Annotated in this window: 20 protein-coding genes; 13 read left to right on the top strand and 7 right to left on the bottom strand. The window is 72.4% G+C overall.

Going from position 1 to position 18,824, the window contains the following annotated elements; genetic code table 11:
• Window position 1: 1 nt before the first annotated feature.
• From OOK38_RS07710 to OOK38_RS07685, 6 genes are all read left to right on the top strand, one after another.
• Window positions 2-427: a DUF6113 family protein gene (locus tag OOK38_RS07710; protein WP_266762410.1), complete on the top strand. Its 426-nt coding sequence runs from the start codon at window positions 2-4 to the stop codon at window positions 425-427.
• Window positions 428-587: 160 nt separating this feature from the next.
• Window positions 588-2,783, top strand: coding sequence for a hypothetical protein (locus tag OOK38_RS07705; protein ID WP_266762412.1), 2,196 nt, complete (start codon window positions 588-590; stop codon window positions 2,781-2,783).
• A 180-nt stretch (window positions 2,784-2,963) separates the two neighbouring features.
• Entirely contained in the window at window positions 2,964-3,938 is a 975-nt protein-coding gene (locus OOK38_RS07700) for an ABC transporter ATP-binding protein (RefSeq protein ID WP_266762414.1), read from the top strand.
• Window positions 3,935-4,675, top strand: coding sequence for an ABC transporter permease (locus OOK38_RS07695; RefSeq protein WP_266762416.1), 741 nt, complete (start codon window positions 3,935-3,937; stop codon window positions 4,673-4,675). The genes OOK38_RS07700 and OOK38_RS07695 overlap by 4 nt, the downstream gene beginning before the upstream one ends.
• Window positions 4,676-4,680: 5 nt before the next feature.
• Window positions 4,681-5,904 carry a sensor histidine kinase gene (locus OOK38_RS07690; RefSeq protein WP_266765838.1) on the top strand — a complete coding sequence of 408 codons (1,224 nt, stop codon included), beginning with the start codon at window positions 4,681-4,683 and terminating at the stop codon, window positions 5,902-5,904.
• The gene (locus OOK38_RS07685; RefSeq protein WP_266762418.1) at window positions 5,901-6,515 is read left to right on the top strand and encodes a response regulator transcription factor; all 615 of its coding nucleotides are present in this window, start codon (window positions 5,901-5,903) and stop codon (window positions 6,513-6,515) included. Before OOK38_RS07690 ends, OOK38_RS07685 begins: the two co-directional genes overlap by 4 nt.
• 63 nt (window positions 6,516-6,578) lie before the next feature.
• Here the strand turns inward: OOK38_RS07685 and OOK38_RS07680 are convergent, their stop codons facing one another.
• Both OOK38_RS07680 and OOK38_RS07675 read right to left on the bottom strand, forming a co-directional pair.
• Complete coding sequence (locus tag OOK38_RS07680) at window positions 6,579-7,430, bottom strand: transglutaminase-like domain-containing protein (RefSeq protein ID WP_266848254.1); 852 nt, start codon at window positions 7,428-7,430, stop codon at window positions 6,579-6,581.
• Between the two features lie 17 nt (window positions 7,431-7,447).
• Entirely contained in the window at window positions 7,448-8,479 is a 1,032-nt protein-coding gene (locus OOK38_RS07675) for a GNAT family N-acetyltransferase (RefSeq protein WP_266848252.1), read from the bottom strand.
• 140 nt (window positions 8,480-8,619) lie between these two features.
• On the opposite strand from OOK38_RS07675, the gene fdxA reads away from it, so the two are divergent.
• Together fdxA and OOK38_RS07665 are read left to right on the top strand one after the other, a co-directional pair.
• Window positions 8,620-8,940, top strand: coding sequence for a ferredoxin (gene fdxA / locus OOK38_RS07670; RefSeq protein ID WP_018089397.1), 321 nt, complete (start codon window positions 8,620-8,622; stop codon window positions 8,938-8,940).
• Window positions 8,941-9,123: 183 nt separating this feature from the next.
• Window positions 9,124-10,236, top strand: coding sequence for a bifunctional succinyldiaminopimelate transaminase/glutamate-prephenate aminotransferase (locus tag OOK38_RS07665; protein WP_266848250.1), 1,113 nt, complete (start codon window positions 9,124-9,126; stop codon window positions 10,234-10,236).
• A gap of 104 nt (window positions 10,237-10,340) precedes the next feature.
• Here the strand turns inward: OOK38_RS07665 and OOK38_RS07660 are convergent, their stop codons facing one another.
• Together OOK38_RS07660 and OOK38_RS07655 are read right to left on the bottom strand one after the other, a co-directional pair.
• On the bottom strand, window positions 10,341-10,784 hold the full coding sequence (locus OOK38_RS07660) for an ATP-binding protein (protein ID WP_266762423.1): 444 nt from the start codon (window positions 10,782-10,784) through the stop codon (window positions 10,341-10,343).
• A gap of 361 nt (window positions 10,785-11,145) precedes the next feature.
• Window positions 11,146-12,129, bottom strand: coding sequence for a heavy metal transporter (locus tag OOK38_RS07655; protein WP_266762425.1), 984 nt, complete (start codon window positions 12,127-12,129; stop codon window positions 11,146-11,148).
• A 128-nt stretch (window positions 12,130-12,257) separates the two neighbouring features.
• Here OOK38_RS07655 and dapE point away from each other — a divergent pair, with 128 nt between their 5' ends.
• The gene (gene dapE / locus OOK38_RS07650) at window positions 12,258-13,337 is read left to right on the top strand and encodes a succinyl-diaminopimelate desuccinylase (protein ID WP_266762426.1); all 1,080 of its coding nucleotides are present in this window, start codon (window positions 12,258-12,260) and stop codon (window positions 13,335-13,337) included.
• Between the two features lie 140 nt (window positions 13,338-13,477).
• Window positions 13,478-14,236, top strand: coding sequence for a TIGR00730 family Rossman fold protein (locus OOK38_RS07645; protein ID WP_266762428.1), 759 nt, complete (start codon window positions 13,478-13,480; stop codon window positions 14,234-14,236).
• Window positions 14,237-14,397: 161 nt separating this feature from the next.
• Here OOK38_RS07645 and folP read toward each other — a convergent pair whose 3' ends face one another.
• Window positions 14,398-15,258 carry a dihydropteroate synthase gene (folP, locus tag OOK38_RS07640; protein ID WP_266762430.1) on the bottom strand — a complete coding sequence of 287 codons (861 nt, stop codon included), beginning with the start codon at window positions 15,256-15,258 and terminating at the stop codon, window positions 14,398-14,400.
• Between the two features lie 173 nt (window positions 15,259-15,431).
• Between folP and OOK38_RS07635 the strand changes: the two genes are divergently transcribed.
• Both OOK38_RS07635 and OOK38_RS07630 read left to right on the top strand, forming a co-directional pair.
• Window positions 15,432-15,782: a DivIVA domain-containing protein gene (locus OOK38_RS07635; protein WP_266762431.1), complete on the top strand. Its 351-nt coding sequence runs from the start codon at window positions 15,432-15,434 to the stop codon at window positions 15,780-15,782.
• Window positions 15,779-16,360 (top strand): DNA-3-methyladenine glycosylase I, encoded by a 582-nt coding sequence (locus tag OOK38_RS07630; protein WP_323178789.1) that lies wholly within the window; start codon window positions 15,779-15,781, stop codon window positions 16,358-16,360. The genes OOK38_RS07635 and OOK38_RS07630 overlap by 4 nt, the downstream gene beginning before the upstream one ends.
• 165 nt (window positions 16,361-16,525) lie before the next feature.
• Here OOK38_RS07630 and OOK38_RS07625 read toward each other — a convergent pair whose 3' ends face one another.
• On the bottom strand, window positions 16,526-17,329 hold the full coding sequence (locus OOK38_RS07625; RefSeq protein WP_266762433.1) for an enoyl-CoA hydratase/isomerase family protein: 804 nt from the start codon (window positions 17,327-17,329) through the stop codon (window positions 16,526-16,528).
• A gap of 364 nt (window positions 17,330-17,693) precedes the next feature.
• Here OOK38_RS07625 and OOK38_RS07620 point away from each other — a divergent pair, with 364 nt between their 5' ends.
• Window positions 17,694-17,861: a DUF3117 domain-containing protein gene (locus OOK38_RS07620; protein ID WP_003966491.1), complete on the top strand. Its 168-nt coding sequence runs from the start codon at window positions 17,694-17,696 to the stop codon at window positions 17,859-17,861.
• Window positions 17,862-18,027: 166 nt separating this feature from the next.
• Here the strand turns inward: OOK38_RS07620 and OOK38_RS07615 are convergent, their stop codons facing one another.
• Window positions 18,028-18,561, bottom strand: coding sequence for an O-methyltransferase (locus OOK38_RS07615; protein WP_266765840.1), 534 nt, complete (start codon window positions 18,559-18,561; stop codon window positions 18,028-18,030).
• Window positions 18,562-18,824: the final 263 nt, after the last annotated feature.

Raw genomic sequence — 18,824 nt, 5'->3', positions numbered from 1 at the left:
GATGAGTACGAACGGACAGCGCGGCGGCGGAAGCGCGCTCGCCCAGCCACTGACACGGCCCTCGGGCGGGCGGATCGCCGCCTACCTGGGACTCTTCCTGCTCGGCGCCGTGGTCGGGGTCGCCGGGGCGCTGGTGGAGCCCGGCTGGTTCCCCCTCGGGCTGCTGCTCGCGCTGGCGGGCGCCGCCGGACTCTTCCTGGGCGGAGCGCGGGCCACCGCGTCCCGGGCCGGGGCCGTCGCCCCGGCGGCCGGCTGGATGGTCGCCGTCGTCCTCCTCACCGCCAGTCGCCCGGAAGGAGACTTCCTCTTCGGCGCGGGAGTTGTTTCGTACCTCTTCCTGCTCGGAGGCATGGCCGTGGCTGTGATGTGCGCCACTCTCGGCCAGGGGCGGCAACCGGGCGCCTCCGGTGTCCGACTTGGCAAGTGACGTACCACTTCGCCGTATCGGTCAGGTGCGGGTCCGGTGCGAGATTCCTTCGCGGGCGAGGTTTGCGGGCCGGACATGGCCAGTATGGTGGTGCGCGCCGCCGAGCTGCCCGAGATGAGGTCGAGTAAACGGGCGGCGGAGCCAACCGGGAGAACCTGCCTTGAGTCGTGAAACTGACAGTTCGTCCTCCGGGCCCAACGGGCGCGGTGGAGCCGCGTACCCGTCGGGGACGCCGCCGTACGGGACCCCCAAGGCTTCCGAAGGCGGCGCCGACGCGGGCCGTTCGGCCACCGGCAAGCCGCCGGAGGAGCGCAAGACCGAGACCACACTGACGACACGGATCCGGATCAACATCCCTGGATCGCGGCCCATCCCGCCCGTGGTCGTCCGTACACCCGTCGCCGGCACCGACGCGCCTTCCGAGGGCGGCGACGGCGCCAACACGGGCGCACAGGCGCCGCGCGGCGGCGGTTCGCCCGCGGGCGCCTCCGCCACGACGGCCACCACCCCGGCCCCGTCCGCACCGGCACCCGCGCCCGTGGACCAGCCCGGCCCGGCCGACGAGAAGACGAGCGACTGGTTCGCGCCACGCAAGTCCGGCGCGCCCAAGAGCGGTCCGGGAGGCGGGTCGACCAACGGCGCGGGTCTGCCGGGCGGTTCGGCTTCCCCGGCTCCTCCGGGCGCGTCGAACGGCGCGGGTCCCGCGGGGACACCGGGCGCGGGACGGCCCGCGCCGTCCAACGGCGCCGGTCCGCTGGGCATCACCGGTGGCGTGCGGCCCGGCGGTACGAACGGCTCCGGGCTCCCCGGTGCCACCGGTGCCGGACCCGTGGCCCCCGGTCACGGCGGCGGCACGGGCTCCTTCGACGTCTCCGGGGCCCTGCGCGACACCGGCTCCTTCCCGGCCATAGGTTCGTCCGGCGGAACCGGCGAACCGCGCCGCGACGACCTCCCGTACTTCTCCGAGGGCGGCCGGGGCGGCCCGGCCGGCCCGACCGGCGGTCCCGCCACCGGTGACGGCCCGATGGCGCCTCCGGCCGGTCCCGGCGCGGCTCCCGGCAGCCTGGCCGCGACACCCGGCTCCGCCTCCGGCAACCCGAACGCGGGCCCGGGATATCCCGGCGCCGGAACGGGCTCGCGCGGCGGTCTGAGCGGCGGTCTCAGCGACGACACCGCGATCCTCACCCCGCAGAAGCCGGCGCCCGACCCGGGACCCGGCGGCTACGGCGCGCCCGCGGACAACGTCTCCGGGCATACCCTGACCAGCGGCATCCCCGTCGTGTCGCCCAGCCAGAACTTCTCGTTCGACGAGGGGACGCGCAACGAGGGACCCAGGTCCCACACCCTGCCGAAGCTGCCCGAGCCGGTCCAACGGCAGCCCGCCTCGTCGAAGCCGGCGAAGAAGAAAAAGGGCCGCAACAAGCCGGCGCTCCTCGGCGTCCTCGCCGTCGTCCTCATCGGCGGCGCCTACGGCGCGGGCCTGCTCATGAACCACTCGGACGTGCCCAAGGGCACCACCGTGCTCGGCGTCGAGATCGGCGGCGGCACCCGCGACGACGCCGTCAAGAAGCTCGACGAGGCCTTCGGCAACCGCACGAACAAGGCCCTCACGCTGTCCGTCGACGGCGACACGGTCCAGCTCAAGCCCGACCAGGCCGGACTCCAGCTGGACAGCCAGGCCACCGTCCGCGCCGCCGCGGGCAGCGACTACAACCCGGTCTCGGTGATCGGCTCGCTGTTCGGCCAGGAGCGCGTGGTCGAGCCCGTGATGCCGGTCGACGAGGAGAAGCTCCAGGCCGCCCTGGAGCGCGCGGCGAGCGGCTCCGGTTCGGCGACCGACGGCACGATCAAGTTCAGTCCGGGCAAGGCTGTCGCCGTCTACGGCAAGGCGGGCAAGGGCATCGACGTCGCGTCCTCGACACAGGCCGTCAAGGACGCCTACCTCGCCCAGGTCGGGACCAACGCGACCACACCGGTGAAGGTCGCCACCACGACCCGCCAGCCGACGGTCACCAAGGCCGAGGTGGACCGGAAGATGTCGACGTTCGCGACGGTCGCCATGTCGGCGAACATCACCGTCCGCACGGACGCCACGCACCTCATCGCCTTCAGTCCGCAGAAGTCCATCTGGAAGTTCCTGAGCGTCCGGCCGGTCGAGGGCAAGCTCGTCGAGCACTACGACCTCAAGGCGCTCCAAGCGCTGTACGGCCACGCCTTCGACGGTGTGACGATCACCAAGGGCGACGGCAGCAAGAAGGCCGTGAGCCCGCAGGACGTGGCCTCCGCCGTCGGCCGGGCGCTGGTCGGGAAGACGACCGCCGACCGCGACGTGACCATCCCCACCAACCCCAACTAGCGGGCGCCCCAAGCGCGTCGAGGGCATCCGGCCAGGTTCTCACCGGCCGGGTGCCCTCTCGCCGTTCCGTGCGGGCCGCCGCCGGGCACGGACGCGCGCCGCCGACATGACATCTGTCATCCGCGACCGAGGACACAGCGCACTGCCGCGGGCACCCCCTTCGCCGCCACGATGGATCACATGACAACGACTGCGGCGATCACCACCACACCGGTGGTCGGGTTCGAATCGGTGACCAAGGCCTACGGGAGCGTCCGGGCCGTGGACGGGCTGACGCTCGAACTGCACCCGGGCGAGACCGTCGCCCTGCTGGGTCCCAACGGGGCGGGCAAGTCGACGACGCTGGACCTGCTGCTCGGCCTCAAGAACGCCGACAGCGGGACGGTCCGGGTGTTCGGCACCGGCCCGCGCGAGGCGATCGTCGCCGGCCGGGTGGGCGCCATGCTGCAGAGCGGCGGGCTGATGGACGAGGTCACCGTCGGCGAACTCGTGAAGCTCGCCTGCGATCTGCACCCGAAGCCGTACCGCGCCACCGACGTCCTCGCCCGCGCCGGCATCGGCCAGATCGCCGATCGCAAGGTCAACAAGCTCTCGGGCGGCCAGGCACAGCGCGTCCGCTTCGCCCTCGCCACGGCCGGCGACAGCGACCTGATCGTCCTCGACGAACCCACCACCGGCATGGACGTCTCCGCCCGGCAGGCCTTCTGGGCCACCATGCGCGAGCAGGCCGACCAGGGCCGCACGGTCCTGTTCGCCACGCACTACCTGGAGGAGGCCGACGCCATAGCGGACCGGGTCCTCGTCCTGCACCGGGGACGCCTGCTGGCCGACGGCACCGCCGCCGAGATCAAGGCCAAGGCCGGCGCCCGCCGCGTCGCCTTCGACCTGGAGGGCCCCATCGACGAGGCCCCGCTGCGCGCGCTGCCCTTCCTCACCTCCATCGACGTGTCCGGGCAGACCGTCCGCATCCAGTCCTCCGACGCGGACGCCACCGTGTACGCGCTGTACGGGCTCGGCGTCCACCCGCGCAATCTCGAAGTCGCCGGGCTCGGTCTCGAGCAGGCCTTCGTCGCCATCACCGCGGCCGAAGAGGCCAACCGCACCGCGGCCGAAGAGGCCGACCGCACCGCCGCCGAGGAGGCGACGTCCAAGTGAACAGTCTCATCAAGCTGGAGATCACCCGCGCCCTGCGCAACAAGAAGTTCCTGTTCTTCTCGGTGGTCTACCCCTCGGCCCTGTTCCTGCTGATCGCGGGCAGCGCCGACAGCACCACCGAGGTGGACGGCACCGGCCTCACCCTGCCGACCTTCTTCATGGTCTCCATGGCCTCCTTCGGCGCCCTGACCGCCGTCCTCATGGGCAACAGCGAACGCATCGCGAAGGAGCGGGAGAGCGGCTGGGTACGGCAGTTGAGGCTCACCACGCTGCCGGGCCGCGGCTATGTCCTCGCCAAGACGGCCGGCGCCGCCGTGATCAGCCTGCCCTCGATCGTGATCGTCTTCGTGGTCGCCGCGGCGGTGAAGGACGTACGCCTGGACGCCTGGCAGTGGCTCGCGCTCACCGGCGTGATCTGGGCCGGCAGCCTGGTCTTCGCCGCGCTCGGCGTCGCCATCGGCTATCTGGCCAGCGGCGACGCGGTCCGTCCGATCACGATGATCGTCTACTTCGGTCTGTCGATGCTCGGCGGCCTCTGGATGCCGACGACGACCTTCCCGGACTGGCTGCAGAACATCGCGAAGTGGCTTCCCACGCACGCGTACGCTGCCCTGGGGCAGGCCATCGAACTGGGCGACGCCCCGCACGCGAAGGACATCGCCATCCTCGCCGTCTCCTTCGCCCTCTTCGCGGGCGGCGCGGCATGGCTGTACCGGAAGGACACGCTGAAGGCGTGAGTGCCATGACGGAAGACCCGCTGCCCGACCAGGCCCGCACGGACCGGCTGGTGCGGATGGGGGAGTCCCCCCGCAACGTCCGCGAGGCCCTGCGCAAGTCGGCGTGGATCGTCATCTGGCTGGTGTTCCTCAGCTCGCCGGTCCACGACCTCGCCTCCGGCAACCACACGCCCGCGGCCACCGCGGCCGGCTGGCTCGGCCTCGCGGCCTTCGTCGCGATCTATCTGACGCTGGTCTTCCGGAACATGGGCAGGGCCTTCGCGGGCACCCTGGCCGTCTCCTCCCTCGTCCTCGCCCTCGGCGCGCTCGCCGTCGTGCTGTGCCTGACGCTCGGCCCGCCCTGGCTCGGCCTGTTCGTGTACGTCTCGGTCGCCTGCGGGACGACGTTCCCGCTGCGGGTGTCGTACTGGACCATCCCGCTGACCGCCGTCGTGATGCTGCTCGTCGGCCTGCACGGCGGCGAGCGGGACGCCCGCAACCTCGTCCTGCTCGTCGTCCTGATCGGCTTCGCGATGACCGGCGTACGGCAGTTGGTCCGTACGACGGTGGAACTGCGCAAGGCACGGGCCACCGTCGCCCAGCTCGCCGCGAACGAGGAGCGCCTGCGGCTCGCCAGGGACCTGCACGACCTGCTCGGCCACTCGCTCTCGCTGATCACCCTGAAGAGCGAGCTGGCCGGGCGGATGCTCCCCGACCATCCCGGCAAGGCGGCCCAGCAGGTCGCCGACATCGAGCAGGTGAGCCGCCAGGCCCTGGTCGACGTGCGCGAGGCGGTCACCGGCTACCGGCGGCCCCGGCTGGCCGGTGAACTCGCGGGCGCCCAGGTCGCCCTGACCGCCGCGGGCGTCATCGCCGACCTGCCGGCCGAACCCGACGTCGAGGCTGTTCCCGAGGAGCGCGAGTCCGCGCTGGCCTGGGCGCTGCGCGAGGCGATCACCAACGTCGTACGGCACAGCGGCGCCCGGCGCTGCGTGGTGACCCTCGTCCGGCGCCAGACCCTGGACGGCCCCGTGCTCGAACTGTCGGTGGAGGACGACGGCTCGGGCGGTTCCTCCGGCGCCGCCCCCGGCAACGGACTGACAGGGCTGACCGAACGCCTCGAGCAGGCGGGCGGATCGCTGGAGGCGGGCCGCGTCCGGCACGGATTCCGGCTGGTCGCACGGGTGCCGCTCACCGGCGGCCGAGCCCCTGTGGGCGCGGCGGAGGACCCCGTAGGATCCGGTGCATGAGCCGCACGATCAAGGTCCTGCTCGCCGAGGACCAGTCGATGGTCCGCGAGGCGCTGGCCGCCCTGCTGGGACTGGAGCCGGACATCGAGGTGGTCGTCCAAGTCGCCCGCGGCGACGAGGTGTCGGCGGCGGCCCGCGCCCATGACGTGGACGTGGCGCTCCTCGACATCGAGATGCCGGGGATGACGGGCATAGAGGCCGCGGCCGAACTCCACAAGGAGTTCCCCGCCCTCAAGCTGATCGTCCTCACGACCTTCGGCCGCCCCGGCTATCTGCGCAGCGCCATGGAGTCCGGCGCCGACGCCTTCCTGGTCAAGGACGCCCCGGCGGCCCAACTCGCCCAGGCGGTACGCAAGGTGCTGGCGGGCGAGCGCGTGATCGACCCCACGCTGGCCGCGGCCGCGCTGGCCGAGGGCGCCAACCCGCTCACCGACCGCGAACGCGAGATCCTCCGTGCCGCCGCCGACGGCTCCACCAACGCCGAACTGGCCACCGCCCTCCACCTCTCCCAGGGCACGGTCCGCAACTACCTCTCCACGGCCATCCAGAAACTGGCGGTCCGCAACCGGGCGGAGGCGGTACGGATCGCGCGGGAGAAGGGGTGGCTGTGAGGGGAGCCGCGGGCTCCTGGCACGGCTCCGGGCCGGACACCCGCGGAGCCCGCCGGACCCCCTTCAGTTGAGCATCGCCCGTGCCGCGTGGGCCTGTCGGCGTACGCGGTCGGCGGCCGGTTCGTCGACGCCCGCCACCACGTCCGCGTACGCGTCGAGTTCGGCGGCTCCGCTGAGGAAGTCTCCGCGCTGGACGAGGAGTTGGGCCCGTTCGTAGCGCAGCCGCGCCGGGTGCGAGGGAAGTTGGAGGGACAGCTCCACCGACCACAGGGCCACGTCCGAGCGTTCCGGCCGGGCGGCGGCCCAGGCGCGGATGTTGTTCAGGATGCGCAGCACGACGTCGAGCGGGTCGGCGGGGGAGAGCATCGACGGGTCGAGCGGGGCGCCGGTCGCCCCGGCGACGAGCAGCTCGGCGTCGGAGTCGGTCAGGACGCGCCCGCCGTCGAAGGGATCGGCGAGCACCTGCTCCTCGGGCGGTCCGAAGCCCACCACGAAGTGACCGGGCAGCGCGACCCCGTACACCGGTGCGCCGGCCCGTCGCGCGACCTCCATCCACACCACCGAGAGCAGGATGGGCAGCCCGCGCCGCCGGCGCAGCACCGCGTGCAGCAGGGAGGACTCCAGCCGCTGGTAGTCGCCCGGTGACCCCCGGTATCCGCAGCGCCCGCCGAGGAGTTCGGAGAGGGCGCTCGCCCAGGCGCGGGGGCCGCTCGGACGGAAGGGCAGTCGGCCGGCCAGCCCGTCCAGCTCGATCTGCGCCGCGTCCATGCCGGCCCCGTCCAGCGTCCCGTCCGCCGCGGCGCCCACCAGCAGGCACAGCACCGCGAGATCGGGCCGCTCGGCGCGTGCCTCGTCGGCGAACCGCCGCCGTACTTCGTCGGCCCGCTCCGGGTCCGGTGGCTGAGGGGAAGGCATAGCTGGCTCGTGCCCCGTCACGTCGATCGATAGCGGTCGTCGCCGGATACCTGTTGCGTCCGCGGCGCGCGGTAGTGGTGGTACGCGTGATGCGCCCCGAATCCCATGCGCGCGTACAGCTCCCGTGCCCCGGTGTTGTCCGCCTCCACCTGGAGCCAGGCCGCCGAGGCGCCCTCGTCCAGGGCGCGGCGGGCCAGCGAGGCCATGACGGCGGTGGCGAGACCCTTGCGGCGGTGGGCCGGGTCGACCTCGACGGCGGCGAAACCGGCCCAGCGGCCGTCCACCACGCACCGTCCGATCGCGGCCGGAGCCGCGCCCTCGGCGCCGGGCACCGTCGCGAACCACACCGAGGGACCGCTGCCCAGCACCTTCAGGGCCACATCGCTCAGGCCCTTGCGCTGGTAGCGGCCGAGCCACGCCTCGTCGGCCGTGCGGGAGAGCAGGACCCCGGGTGCCTCCCGGTCCCCGATCGGCGCGAGCGCGCCGGTCCACAGTTCGGCCGTCACCTCACGCGCCCAGTCACGCGCCTCCAGCTCCGCGCACAGCAGCTCCTGCGCGCCCTCGGCGCCGGTCGCGGTCTGGACGTAGGCGGGCAGGCCGCGGGCCGCGTACCAGTCGCGTACGTAGGTCAGCGCCCGGTCGAGCGGCACGCCCGGGTCGCCCAGCGGCAGCACGGAATTGGCGCGCCGGGTGAACCCGCCCGCCGCCCGCAGCTCCCATGCGCCGAGCCGCTCGCTCTCCACCGGCCGCCAGGCCCGCGCGGCGACCCGCGCCAGCTCCTCGTACGAAGCGGCGGGCCCGCGCCGCCGGGCCGGGGCGGCCGGCACGACCTTGCCCGCGACCAGCGAGGATTCCGCGATCCGGACCCTCTCGCCGGTGCGTCGTGTGATCAGCAGCACACCTTTGTCCCACGATGTGAGAACTCCGACCGTATCGGTGAACTTCCCGCCCGTGTCTCCGTCGTCGATCACGCGTCGTACCGAGACACGTTTTCCCACGTCAGCAGCGGTGATACGGACCTCCAGGCGGCCGGATGCAGAGATTTCCACAGGTCAGTTCACCCCTCCTGTTCGGATCATGCCCAAGAACGGAGATACTAGGGGCGGGCATCGACGACGCCGCGCTCCCGCGCGCCAGGCGGCGGAGCCTACGGAGGCCCGCCAGCGCCCTATCGAGGAGGAACGACAGCGTGACCTACGTCATCGCGCAGCCTTGTGTCGACGTCAAGGACAAGGCGTGCATCGAGGAGTGCCCGGTCGACTGCATCTACGAGGGCTCCCGGTCCTTGTACATCCACCCGGACGAATGCGTCGACTGCGGAGCCTGTGAGCCGGTGTGCCCGGTCGAGGCGATCTTCTACGAGGACGACACTCCGGAAGAGTGGAAGGACTACTACAAGGCGAACGTCGAGTTCTTCGACGAGCTCGGCTCGCCCGGCGGCGCCAGCAAGCTCGGTCTGATCGAGCGCGACCACCCCTTCATCGCAGCGCTCCCGCCGCAGAACCAGTAAGCGGCCCGCTGGGGGTCCCTCCCAGCGGTAGCTGGGGGAGCGCCGCCTCGGTCCCGTACGGCCTGATCGCTCCGATCGCCTTACGGGACCGAGGCGTTTTGCCGTGTCAGCCCGTGCGGCATCCGTGCAGCAGCCCGTTTCCGCCTGTACGGGCCGTACGTACGAGAAAGTGAGCCCGATCCCGTGTCCGCAGTCTCCGACCGGCTTCCCACCTTCCCCTGGGACAAGCTGGAGCCCTACAAGGCGACCGCCGCCGCTCACCCGGGCGGCATCGTCGACCTGTCCGTCGGCACCCCGGTCGACCCGGTGCCCGAGCTGATCCAGAAAGCTCTGGTCGCGGCCGCGGACTCGCCCGGTTATCCCACGGTGTGGGGCACGCCCGAGCTGCGGGACGCGCTCACGGGCTGGGTGGAGCGACGGCTCGGCGCGCGGGACATCACCCACCGCCACGTCCTGCCGATCGTCGGCTCCAAGGAACTGGTCGCCTGGCTGCCGACCCAGCTCGGCCTCGGCCCCGGCGACAAGGTCGCGTACCCGCGCCTCGCGTACCCGACGTACGAGGTCGGAGCGCGGCTCGCGCGGGCGGACCACGTGGTCTACGACGACCCGACGGAGCTGGACCCGACGGGCCTGAAGCTGCTGTGGCTGAACTCCCCGTCCAACCCGACCGGCGAGGTCCTGTCCGCCGCGGAGCTCGCCCGGATCGTCGCCTGGGCCCGCGAGCACGGCGTCCTCGTCTTCTCCGACGAGTGCTACCTCGAGCTGGGCTGGGAGGCCGACCCGGTCTCGGTACTGCACCCGGACGTGTGCGGCGGCTCCTACGAGGGGATCGTCTCGGTCCACTCGCTCTCCAAGCGCTCGAACCTGGCCGGCTACCGTGCCGCGTTCATCGCGGGCGACCCCGCCGTCCTCGGCGAACTCCTCGCGATCCGCAAGCACGGCGGCATGATGACCTCCGCGCCGACCCAGGCCGCCGTGGTCGCCGCCCTCTCGGACGACACCCACGTCCGCGAACAGCGCGACCGCTACGCCGCCCGCCGCACCGCGCTGCGCGACGCCCTGCTGGACCACGGCTTCCGGATCGAGCACAGCGAGGCGAGCCTCTACCTCTGGGCCACCCGGGACGAGTCCTGCTGGTCCACGGTCGCCCACCTGGCCGACCTGGGCATCCTGGTGGCCCCCGGCGACTTCTACGGCGAGGCGGGAGAGAAGTTCGTCCGCGTCGCCCTCACCGCCTCGGACGAGCGCGTCGCGGCGGCGGTCGAACGCCTCCGGCAGACACCGTCGGCCCAGTAGTGCGAAACGGGGGTTCAGGGAATGCGTTTCCCCGGACCCCCGTCGCCGCCCGCGTACGCCGGGCCCCGCGTCCGGGGCGTCGGCGCTCCGGCGGTGCCCAGGGCCTAGCCCAGCGGCAGGCCCTTCAGCGGCAGCTGCTCCGTCGGCAGGCCGCCCCGGGTCACGGTGTCCGTCGGCAGGCCGCCGCCGGTCGCGGACTTCGTGGTGTCACCGAGGAGGCCACCGGCCTGCCCGGCAGCGTCCCCGGCCACCTTCTGCGCGGCCGGCGTCGCCTTCTTGGCGACCTTCCCACCGGTCTTGCCCGCGGCCGGCACGGACTTCTTGACCGCGTCGCCGCCGGACTTGCCGGCGATCCCGGCGACGTTCCGCGCCGCTCCGTCGACGGTGTTGCCGACGTTCGCCCCGTCCAGGGCGGTCAGCCCGCCGAGGCTGGGGGCCGGCAGTTCGGCCGCCGCGCAGGCGGAGCCGGCCGCACCGACCACGGGCGCCGCTCCGGCTGCGACGAGCAGCACGACACGGGCGATCCGGCGGGTCAGGGGGAGGGACATGTTGCTCCTTATGACGGGAGAGAACGGGGAAGTGTCCGACCGTGCCCGGGGCTGACCGGCTGGCTGCCGACCGACCGCGTCACCGTCCGCTGAGCCTCTGCGGTGATCGTTCCGGGCTCGGACGCAGTGACTACCGCTCGAAGTCCGCGAAGGTTGCGGTGGCCCGACGCAAAGAGTTGGCAATGCGTCGCATTATCGGTTGTGGATAAAAACGGGCAAACAATACCCGGCCGCGTATCCCGCCGAATCCCTGCGGCCCTTTGTTCTCAAGGGATTTCCCGGGTGCGGGAGTGGGTCGCGCAGGCCGGTGCCCGTCACCGGCCCGCCGAGGGTCGGTCCCTCTGACGAGTGAAGGTCCGTACTACTGAGCAGTGACGATACGGACCTCGGCCGCGGCCTTCCCTTCGGCCGCACCGCCCTTGTCGTCGGCCGTGTGCCACGAGCCCTCCGAGGTCCCCGCGGTCCACTCGCGCCCCGCGTACGACACCCGCTCGATGTGCAGGGCCGAGGAGTTGGCCACGGCCCAGTGCGCCAGCTCCCAGCCGCGGCGGACCACCCCGGCCCCGGCGGTGGAGTCCTCGCGCACGGGGACCGTCACGGTCCGGTCGACGGCCTTCGGGGAGGCCGGGGCGACGGGGGCCGGCGACGCGGAGGAACCCTTGGCGTCCACGGTGGCGCCCGCCTCCTGGAGCACATCGCGTCCGAAGTCCCGCGCGAGCGCGGCCCGCACCGGGGCGGCGCCGCCCGCCGGAGTCGCGTCCGGGCGCCCCTCGCAGGTCAGCGTGGCCGCCGCGCGACCGGTCAGGGCGGCGGCGAGCAGGGTGGCGTCCGGCTCGTGCTTCGCGTACGCCTGCGGATAGCCGCTGCGCTGCACGCGCTGCGCGGCGACGGTGAGGGGCAGCCGCGAATAGCCGGGCACCTTGGCCAGGTGCTCGTAGAAGATGCCCGCCGCGTACGTCGGGTCCATGATCTGCTTCGTCGTGCCCCAGCCCTGCGAGGGCCGCTGCTGGAACAGGCCGAGGGAGTCCCGGTCGCCGTGCTGGATGTTGCGCAGCCCCGACTCCTGGAGAGCCGTCGCGAGGGCGATGGCCACCGCGCGCTCGGGCATCCGGCGGGAGGTGCCGACCGCCGAGATCGTCGCCGCGTTCACCGCCTGCTCGGGTGTGAACTCGTACGACGCGCCGTCGCCCTTGCCGGAGACGACCTTGCACCGGGGCGCGCCGGTGCCGCCCGTGAGGTACTGCACGCCGAGATAGCCCGCGAGGGCGAGCAGGACCATGAAGGCCCCGCCGAAGCGGAGGAGGCGACCGCGGCGCCGGACAGGAGTGGGGGACGGCTCTGGCACGCGTACAAGGTACTGGAGACCGCTGTCGGCGGACTGTGGGGCTGTGGACAACGGGAGTGACGCCGGGGGATACGACCGCATCCGGCTGCTTTCGGGACCCCCCGGCCGGGCGCGCTAGGGTCGTCGGCATGGCCGACACCCCGCTTGACCTCACCCTGGACGCAGCCGAGCTCACCGCGCAGCTCGTCGACTTCCCCTCGGAGAGCGGCAACGAGAAGCCGCTCGCGGACGCCGTGGAGGCCGCCCTGCGCGCCCTGCCGCATCTGACGGTCGACCGGTACGGCAACAACGTCGTGGCACGCACGAACCTGGGCCGCGCCGAGCGGGTCGTCCTCGCCGGCCACATCGACACGGTGCCCATCGCGGACAACGTGCCCTCGCGCCTCGACGAGGACGGCGTGCTGTGGGGCTGCGGCACCTGCGACATGAAGTCGGGCGTCGCGGTCCAGCTCCGTATCGCGGCCACCGTCCCCGAACCCAACCGGGACCTCACCTTCGTCTTCTACGACAACGAAGAGGTCGCGGCCCACCTGAACGGGCTGAAGCATGTGTCCGAAGCCCACCCCGAATGGCTGCAGGGCGACTTCGCGGTCCTCCTGGAGCCCTCCGACGGGCAGGTCGAGGGCGGCTGCCAGGGCACGCTGCGGGTACTGCTGAAGACCAAGGGCGAGCGGGCCCACTCCGCCCGCAGCTGGATGGGTTCGAACGCGATCCACGCGGCCTCCCCGATCCTGGCCGCGCTGGCCGCGTACGAGCCGCGCTACCCGGTGATCGACGGCCTGGAGTACCGCGAGGGCCTGAACGCGGTGGGCATCTCGGGCGGTGTCGCGGGCAATGTCATCCCCGACGAGTGCGTCGTCACGGTCAATTTCCGCTACGCGCCCGACCGCACCGAGGAGGAGGCGATCGAGCACGTCCGCCAGGTCTTCGCCGACTGCGGCGTGGACGAGTTCGTCGTCGACGACCACAGCGGTGCCGCTCTTCCCGGCCTCTCCCACCCGGCCGCAGCCGCCTTCATCGAGGCGGTCGGGGGCACCCCGCAGCCCAAGTACGGCTGGACGGACGTCTCCCGTTTCAGCCGGCTCGGCGTTCCGGCGGTCAACTACGGCCCCGGGAATCCCCACTTGGCGCACAAGCGGGACGAAAGGGTGGAAACGTCCAAGATCCTCGCGGGTGAGGAGCGGCTGCGCGACTGGCTCACCGCCTGAGGCGTCCCGTTGGCGGTTCATGGCGGACATGCCCACGTCCCCCCGCCGTAACCAGCGGAGATCTACCCTGGGGCGGAACGACCTTCCCCCGCTCCGGCCTCGGCCGGGGCGGGGGAGATCCGTACGCGGAGGGAGTGGACATGGCTACTGGCAACCCGGAGGGCAAGAAGCGGCCACCGGAGGAGCAGCGGCTGGGCCCGGTGCTGCGCAGGCGGGATCAGGTGCAGGCGAGCACGACGGATCAGCGGCTGCTGGACGAGCGGGCCCCGTCGGACTGGGTGCACACCGACCCCTGGCGCGTTCTGCGCATCCAGTCGGAGTTCATCGAGGGCTTCGGCACCCTGGCCGAACTGCCGCCTGCCATCAGCGTGTTCGGCTCGGCCAGGACCAAGCCGGGCTCGCCGGAGTACGAGACGGGCGTACAGCTCGGCCGCATGCTCGTGGAGGCCGGCTGGGCCGTCATCACCGGCGGTGGGCCGGGCGCCATGGAGGCGGCGAACAAGGGCGCCTGCGAGGCCAAGGGCATCTCCGTCGGCCTCGGCATCGAGCTCCCCTTCGAGCAGGGGCTGAACCAGTACGTCGACATCGGCCTGAACTTCCGGTACTTCTTCGTCCGGAAAATGATGTTCGTGAAGTACGCGCAGGGCTTCGTGGTCCTGCCCGGCGGCCTCGGCACCCTCGACGAACTCTTCGAGGCGCTCACCCTGGTCCAGACCCAGAAAGTCACCCGCTTCCCCATCGTGCTGTTCGGCACGGAGTACTGGGGCGGCCTCGTCGACTGGCTCAAGAACACCCTGATCGCCCAGGGCAAGGCCTCGGAGAAGGACCTGCTCCTGTTCCACCTCACGGACGACGTGGACGAGGCGGTGGCGCTGGTGTCGAAGGAGGCCGGCCGCTAGCACCCGGTCCGGCCTCTCCTCGGCAGGGGAGCGGCCGCGGGCCGGGCAGGGACTGACGACGGGCGGCGGAGGGGCTGAGACGGCGGCCCCTCCGCTGCCCGTCCACGGGGGGGCTCATGGCGACCCGCGCACCGCCCCGGCGCCCTCGCGCGGTCCGTCCGCTACGCCAGCCCCCGCCGGGCCACCGCCGGCGGCCTGTGTCCGGCGATCGACGCCACCATGTCCAGCACCTGACGCGTCTCCGCGACCTCGTGGACGCGGTACACCTGCGCCCCCAGCCACGCCGAGACGGCGGTCGTCGCCAGGGTCCCGACGACCCGCTCCTTGACCGGCCTGTCGAGCGTCTCGCCCACGAAGTCCTTGTTGGAGAGGGAGACGAGAACCGGCCACCCCGTGGAGACCATCTCTCCCAGCCGCCGCGTCGCCTCCAGGCTGTGCCGGGTGTTCTTCCCGAAGTCGTGCCCGGGATCGATCAGCACCGACTCGCGGGGCACCCCCAGGGCGACCGCGCGCTCCGCCAGGCCGAGCGTGACCCGCAGGATGTCGGCCATCACGTCGTCGTACGCGACCCGGTGCGGGCGCGTCCGCGGCTCCGACTCCCCGGCGTGCGTGCACACCAGCCCCACCCGGTAGCGGGCGGCCACCTCCGCCAGGCGCGGATCGACCCCGCCCCAGGCGTCGTTGAGCAGATCGGCACCGGCCTCGCAGACCGCCTCGCCGACCTCGTGCCGCCAGGTGTCGACGCTGATGATCACGTCGGGGAAGCGGCGGCGCACCTCGGCGACGAAGCCGACCGTCCGGCGCGCCTCCTCCTCGGCCGTCACCTCTTCGCCCGGCCCGGCCTTGACCCCGCCGATGTCGATGATGGCGGCGCCCTCGGACACCGCCTGCTCCACGCGAGCGAGGGCGGGCTCGTCGCGGAAGGTGGCTCCTTGGTCGTAGAAGGAGTCCGGGGTCCGGTTCACGATCGCCATGATCACCGGTTCGTGCGCGTCGAATTCACGCCTGCCCAGCCTGAGCATCCCCTATGACCTCTCCCAGTAAGTGCCGCTGATGAGCCGCCTGCGACCCTAACTGTCAGACTCGCATGGCACGATCGGAGCCTGACACTTGCAGCGTCAGACCGCTTTCGTCAGCATCAGTACTTTCGCGCCGACGCGACCCGCGCCGGCACCAGAGCGTGGGGACCTCAGCGATGTTCATGTTCTTGTTCCTGGTCGTCGCGCTCGCCGTCGTGGTCGCCGCGGTCACCCTGTCCGTGGTGGGCGGCGGCGAGAGCACCCCCCTTCCCGACGCCGAGCCCGAGATCCTCCGGGATCCGCTGCCGTACGACCGCCCGGTGCAGCGCGGTGACGTGGACGCGCTGCGCTTCCCCGTCGCCGTGCGCGGCTACCGCATGGCGGACGTCGACGACGCCCTCGGCCGGCTCGGCGCCGAGATCGGCGAGCGGGACGCCCGGATCGCCGACCTGGAGACCGCGCTCGCCGGTGCCCGCGCGGCGAGCCACACCACCTCGCTGCGCAAGCACCCGGAGGACGGGCAGTGAGCGACGCGCTGGCCGGACCCGACGGCGCCCTGCGCTGCCCCTGGGCGCTGTCCACCGAGGACTACGTGGCCTACCACGACGAGGAGTGGGGCCGGGCCGTCCACGGCGACGACGCCCTCTACGAGCGCCTGTGCCTGGAGGCCTTCCAGTCGGGGCTGTCCTGGATCACCATCCTGCGCCGCCGGTCCGGCTTCCGCGCGGCCTTCGCGGACTTCGAGATCGCCAAGGTCGCGACCTTCACGGAGGCCGACGAGGAGCGCCTGCTCGCCGACCCGGGGATCATCCGCAACGGCGCCAAGATCCGCGCGACCGTCGCCAACGCGCGCGTGCTGGCCGACTGGTCACCGGGCGAGCTGGACGAGCTGATCTGGTCCTTCGCCCCCGACCCCGCCGCCCGTCCGGCGCCGACGAAGCTCTCGGACGTGCCGGCCGTCACCGACGGGTCGACCGCCCTCTCCAAGGCCCTCAAGAAGCGCGGCATCCGCTTCGTGGGCCCGACGACGGCGTACGCCCTGATGCAGGCGTGCGGCCTGGTGAACGACCATCTGGTGGACTGCGCGGTGCGCGACGCCCCGTGATCGGCGGCACCCTCCCGAGAACGCGGGGAGCGGCGCCGAGGGCCACGGGGACGCGCGGGGAGCGGCGCCCGGCCAGAGGGGCACAGGGGCGGTGCCGCGGGCCACGAGGGGCACAGGGAGCCGCGCCACCGGCCGCGGACGGCCGCGGCGCCCGCTCCCGGACCGTCAGCGTCCCAAGTACTTCGGCTTCTCCTTGTTCACGAACGCCTGGACCGCGATGGTGTGGTCCTCGGAGGCGCCGGCCCGCGCCTGGAGCTCGTCCTCCTTCTCCAGGGTCTCGTCCAGCGAGTGGGTGAGTCCGAACGCGAGGGACTCCTTCAGCGCGGCGTACGCCAGCGTCGGCCCCGAGGCCAGCGCCCGCGCCACCTTCTCCGCCTCGGCATGCAGTTCGGCGGACGGAACCAGCCGGTTCGCGATACCCAGCTCGTACGCCTCCTGCGCGCCGATGCTGCGCGGGAAGAGCAGCAGGTCGGCGGCGCGGCTCGGGCCGATGACCCGGGGCAGCGTCCAGGAGATCCCCGAGTCGGCGGTCAGCGCGACTCCGGCGAAGGACGTGTTGAAGGCGGCCGTGTCGGCGACGACGCGATAGTCCGCGGCGAGCGCGAAACCGAAGCCGGCCCCGGCCGCGACGCCGTTGACCCCGGCCACCACGGGCTTCGCGGCCCCGGTCAGCGCCCGCACGATGGGGTTGTAGTGCTCGCGCACGGTGCTCATCGTCCGGCCCGACCCCGACTGCTTGTCGGCGGCCAGCAGCCCGATGTGCTCCTTGAGGTCCTGCCCGACGCAGAACGCCCGGTCCCCGGCGGCGGTCAGCAGGATCGCCCGCACGGCGTCGTCCGACGCGGCCGCCTGCGCCGCGTCCCGGAAGGCGACCTTGGTCTCGGTGTTCATCGCGTTCATCGCCTCGGGGCGGTTCAGCGTGATGGTCGCGAGTCCGTCGCTCACCTCGTAGAGCACGGTGTCGGCCATGGTGGGTCCCCTCCGGTGTCGCGGCTCCGTCGTACCGGGCGGTACGTCCTGCGTCAGATGACAGCATGGCGGAGATCACCGGCGGTGGCGCGGGGCCGACATGTGACCTGCGTCAAAGAATTCCGAGCCGTGGAAGTCCATGCGGCGGCGCAGTATCGCAGCCACATCGCCGAATTGAGTGGTTTTGCTCAAGCGCGTTGCGCAAGCGATGCCGACTGATGTTGGTCATCGGGTCCTGAGATGCGGGATAATGGCCTGGAAGCAATGTGTTCGATGCCGGTGACGTGTGTCCTATGAGAGGACGTGCGTGCCCTCCGAGGGGGCCGTCGGCGACGATGAGCTGGTTTCAGGAAGGGGAACGAGCATGGCGGCCATGAAGCCGCGGACGGGCGATGGCCCGCTCGAGGTGACCAAGGAGGGGCGGGGCATCGTCATGCGCGTTCCGCTCGAAGGCGGCGGTCGGCTCGTCGTCGAGCTGACCCCTGACGAGGCGGACGCGCTCGGCGACGCCCTCAAGAAGGTCGTCGGCTGACGCGGAACGCGCCCATACCTCTTCGGCTTCCCCGGTACCGCACATGGTGCCGGGGAAGTTGTCTTTCCGGGGCGCGGGGACGGCCGCGCCGGTTGTCCGGCAGCCACCGGAAGGGGCGTACGGCCTGGTCAGCGGCGTGCGACGGGAAACGGTCCGGGCGGCCGGGTCAGCGCTTGACCGCGCACAGCAGGCCGTCGCCCACCGGCAGGAGCGAGGGCACCAGCTCCTGGCTCTCGCGCACCGCGCGCAGCAGTTCGCGCAGCCGGCTCACTTCCGCGGGCTGCGGTCCCGCGTCCACCGTGCGGCCGTCGGCGAAGACGCCCTCGAAGACGACGAGCCCGCCCGGACGCAGCAGGCGCAACGATTCAGCGAGGTAGTCCAGGCACTCCAGACGGTCGCCGTCGCAGAAGACGAGGTCGTAGCCGGCGTCGGCGAGACGGGGCAGGACGTCGAGCGCGCGGCCCGGGATGAAGCGGGCGCGATTGCTGGCGAAACCGGCGGCGCGGAAGGCCTGGCGGGCGAACTGCTGGCGCTCCGGCTCCGGATCCACCGTGGTCAGTACCCCGTCCGGCCGCATGCCGTGCAGAAGATGAATCCCGGAGACGCCGGTCCCGGTCCCGATCTCCGCGACCGCTTTCGCGTCCACGGTGGCGGCGAGCAGGCACAGCGCGGCGCCCGTGCCGGGCGACACCGAGCGCATGCCTGCCTCGCGGGCCCGGTCCCGGGCCCAGCGCACCGCCTCGTCCTCGGCGACAAAGGCGTCGGCGAACGCCCAGCTCGTCTGCCGGTTGCCGGTAATGACCCTCTCCTGTCCCCGTGGTTGCCTGGTCGTGACTGTATCCGTTGGTGCTGGGAACCCGCGGATGGGACCGGGCGTTTAGAGGGGTGGGGGAACCGAGCGGGGGGAAGTCGATGGACCAGTACACGGGACGGGAGCACGGGCAGGTGCTGACGCACCCATAT

Source organism: Streptomyces sp. NBC_00568 (assembly GCF_026341855.1).
Lineage (GTDB): Bacteria > Actinomycetota > Actinomycetes > Streptomycetales > Streptomycetaceae > Streptomyces.
Note: the sequence above shows the minus strand (reverse complement) of the source record. Positions and strands in the feature narration are given on the sequence as shown.